This window comes from Xenorhabdus yunnanensis (assembly GCF_028598805.1).
GTDB classification, from domain to species: Bacteria; Pseudomonadota; Gammaproteobacteria; order Enterobacterales; family Enterobacteriaceae; genus Xenorhabdus; species Xenorhabdus yunnanensis.
The window spans coordinates 1-2324 of record NZ_JAQRFI010000132.1 but is presented as its reverse complement, the minus strand read 5'-3'; the positions used below and the strand labels follow the sequence as shown (position 1 = coordinate 2324).

Sequence of the window (2324 nt, the reverse complement as noted above, 5' to 3'; positions counted from 1 at the left end):
CAAAGTGCCACTGACTGAACCCCAGATAGCAGGTATTGCCAGTTTCTGCCCGTACAACATTGGTCCCGGTAAATGCTTCTCTTCCACGTTCTACCGTAAGTTGAATGCCGGGGACAAAAAAGGGACGTGTACTGAAATCCAGCGCTGGATATTTGACGGTGGCCGAGATTGCCGACAGACCAAAGGCCAGACTAATGGCTGTTACGGTCAGGTAGAACGACGCGCTCAGGAATCAGAATTAACGTGCTGGGGGTTGGATGATGAGTGAACCACCAATTTTATCGATGTTTGCGCTACTTGCCGCAGGGGTTATAGCAATATCGGGTAATGATGGCTGGGGTTGGTTTTTGCTGGCGGCGGTACTGTTATCGTGAAACTCACACTAACCCATTACACAATTATTGTCCTGATTATTACCACTGCGGTATCTACATTCGAGGCGTTTTATTTCCGCTCTGAGTATACTGAACAGAAAGAAGCCAATGAACGTCAGGCAACAGAAATCCAGCAACTGACCGACACCATCAACTACCAGAACACGCACATTGACATGCTGCACGAATTGGATACCAAGCACACACAGAGGCTAGCCCATGCCAAGACTGAAATTGACACTCTTCGGGCTGATGTTGCCGCTGGCCGTCGCAAGCTGCGGATCAAGGCCGTCTGCCCCTCCGTGCCTGAAACCGTTACCTCCGGCAGCGTGGGCGATGGAACCCCCGTCGAACTCACTGGAGAAACTGGATCAACTGTTCTCGATATCCGAGAAGACATCATCAACGACCGGGCAAAACTGAGATATTTGCAGGATTACGTTAATACTGAATGTGGGAGAAAAAATAGTGACTGAAAAAATAGTGACTGAAACAGGCAAACTTAATCCGTGCCCGTTTTGTAACAGTGAGTACATAGACATGAACTCCTACTCAGATGATATGTGGTTTTATGTGCAATGTACTGACTGTGGAGCAAATGGGCCAGAGGAAGATACAGCAGAACAAGCAAAGATTGCGTGGAATAATGCATTGCCACCTCAGAGCAAATGATACTGGGGTGGCAGGAGTATGTCAGGACGCAGTGTCGGTGAGTGATGAGAGGACGGCGAAAGAATTACCGTCCTATTTGGTTTTATTGGCATACTTAAAATAGTTATTTGACAGTGGGGTTATAGGTCAGAAGCACTCTGGTAAAAAAGGCAACCATAAGCAATAGATCGGAAAGTACTTGAGATCACTGAGATTATTGGAAGCGCTGGGAGTACTAGCATAAGTCTGCATTGAGGCTAAAAGCGTTGTTCCAGCTACCAGGAAAAGAAGAAGATACTTTTTCATAGTTATTCTCCACATTGTTTACAACGTTATCATCACAAAAACTGGTAAATCTAATAAACCCATCACACCGCAACAACAAGCGAATAATGCTTAACAATCAATTAACACTTGAAACTAAAGCCAATATTTCTTTACCCATTCCCTGAGTGGCTAAAGGAATACCGATAACCCATGCTGCCATCCCGTTCTCACCGCGTACCCAACGCACACGGGTGGGTGGCATTTTCTTTTTAAGGACAAGTAACCAGCTGAGAGGTAAATATGCCGGAGCACCAGATACCACTACACAAACGTCCTTCTGGATTAATGTTAAGCGCAGCCCTAAAGGAAGAAAGAAAAGCCAAGATGTTACTGGGTATCATAAAACTGAAACGGTATCACGGACTCAGTAACGACGAACTAGAACAGGTCATGAAGATGGCTTGCGAATTATCGAAGTAAGGAGCCAAGAAAATGACCCGACAAAAAATGACGACAAAACAAAAAACGTTTTGTCGGGAATATCTGGTCGATTTAAACGCAACGCAGGCGGCAATCAGAGCCGGTTATAGCCCACGACGCGCCAGCGAACTGGGCTATCAGTTGATGCAAAAACCCTATGTTGTTGCGCTGATCGATGAGCTGAAACAGGCGCGCAACAAACAACTGGGTATTGATGCCAACTATGTACTCAGGCGCCTCGTTGAAATCGACCAGATGGACGTGGCCGACATTCTGAAAGAAGACCTGAGCATCAAGCCGCTGAGCCAATGGCCGGAATCATGGCGCCGTTATCTCAGTGGATTCAATTTGGCGGAGATGTTCGAAGGCCGGGGCGACGAGCGCGATATGGTGGGAATGCTCAAAAAAATCAAATGGCCGGATAAGGTCAAGAACCTCGAATTGTTGGGTAAACACGTCAGCGTGCAGGCCTTCCGCGACAACGTGAAGAACGAACACACCGGCGCAGACGGCGGCCCAATCGAGGTGGCTAACGTGACGGCGGAGGAACTG

Annotated in this window: 6 protein-coding genes; 5 read left to right on the top strand and 1 reads right to left on the bottom strand. The window is 47.4% G+C overall.

The window, feature by feature from the left end:
* The 3 genes from PSI23_RS21045 to PSI23_RS21035 all read left to right on the top strand — a co-directional run.
* The coding region (locus tag PSI23_RS21045) for a lysozyme (RefSeq protein ID WP_273556903.1) at positions 1-268 on the top strand (268 nt) is incomplete at its 5' end.
* A 102-nt stretch (positions 269-370) separates the two neighbouring features.
* On the top strand, positions 371-850 hold the full coding sequence (locus PSI23_RS21040) for a lysis protein (RefSeq protein ID WP_273556902.1): 480 nt from the start codon (positions 371-373) through the stop codon (positions 848-850).
* On the top strand, positions 843-1046 hold the full coding sequence (locus PSI23_RS21035) for a Lar family restriction alleviation protein (RefSeq protein ID WP_273556901.1): 204 nt from the start codon (positions 843-845) through the stop codon (positions 1044-1046). The genes PSI23_RS21040 and PSI23_RS21035 overlap by 8 nt, the downstream gene beginning before the upstream one ends.
* 382 nt (positions 1047-1428) lie before the next feature.
* Here the strand turns inward: PSI23_RS21035 and PSI23_RS21030 are convergent, their stop codons facing one another.
* Positions 1429-1554, bottom strand: a complete 126-nt coding sequence (locus PSI23_RS21030) for a hypothetical protein (protein ID WP_273556900.1) — start codon at positions 1552-1554, stop codon at positions 1429-1431.
* 38 nt (positions 1555-1592) lie between these two features.
* Here PSI23_RS21030 and PSI23_RS21025 point away from each other — a divergent pair, with 38 nt between their 5' ends.
* Both PSI23_RS21025 and PSI23_RS21020 read left to right on the top strand, forming a co-directional pair.
* Entirely contained in the window at positions 1593-1772 is a 180-nt protein-coding gene (locus PSI23_RS21025; RefSeq protein ID WP_273556899.1) for a hypothetical protein, read from the top strand.
* A 12-nt stretch (positions 1773-1784) separates the two neighbouring features.
* The coding region (locus PSI23_RS21020) for a terminase small subunit (protein ID WP_273556898.1) at positions 1785-2324 on the top strand (540 nt) is incomplete at its 3' end.

Bases quoted from the DNA above. Each gene is read 5' to 3' on its own strand.
- PSI23_RS21030 (WP_273556900.1), bottom strand. From the start codon at position 1,554: ATGCCACCCACCCGTGTGCGTTGGGTACGCGGTGAGAACGGGATGGCA.
- PSI23_RS21025 (WP_273556899.1), top strand. From the start codon at position 1,593: ATGCCGGAGCACCAGATACCACTACACAAACGTCCTTCTGGATTAATG.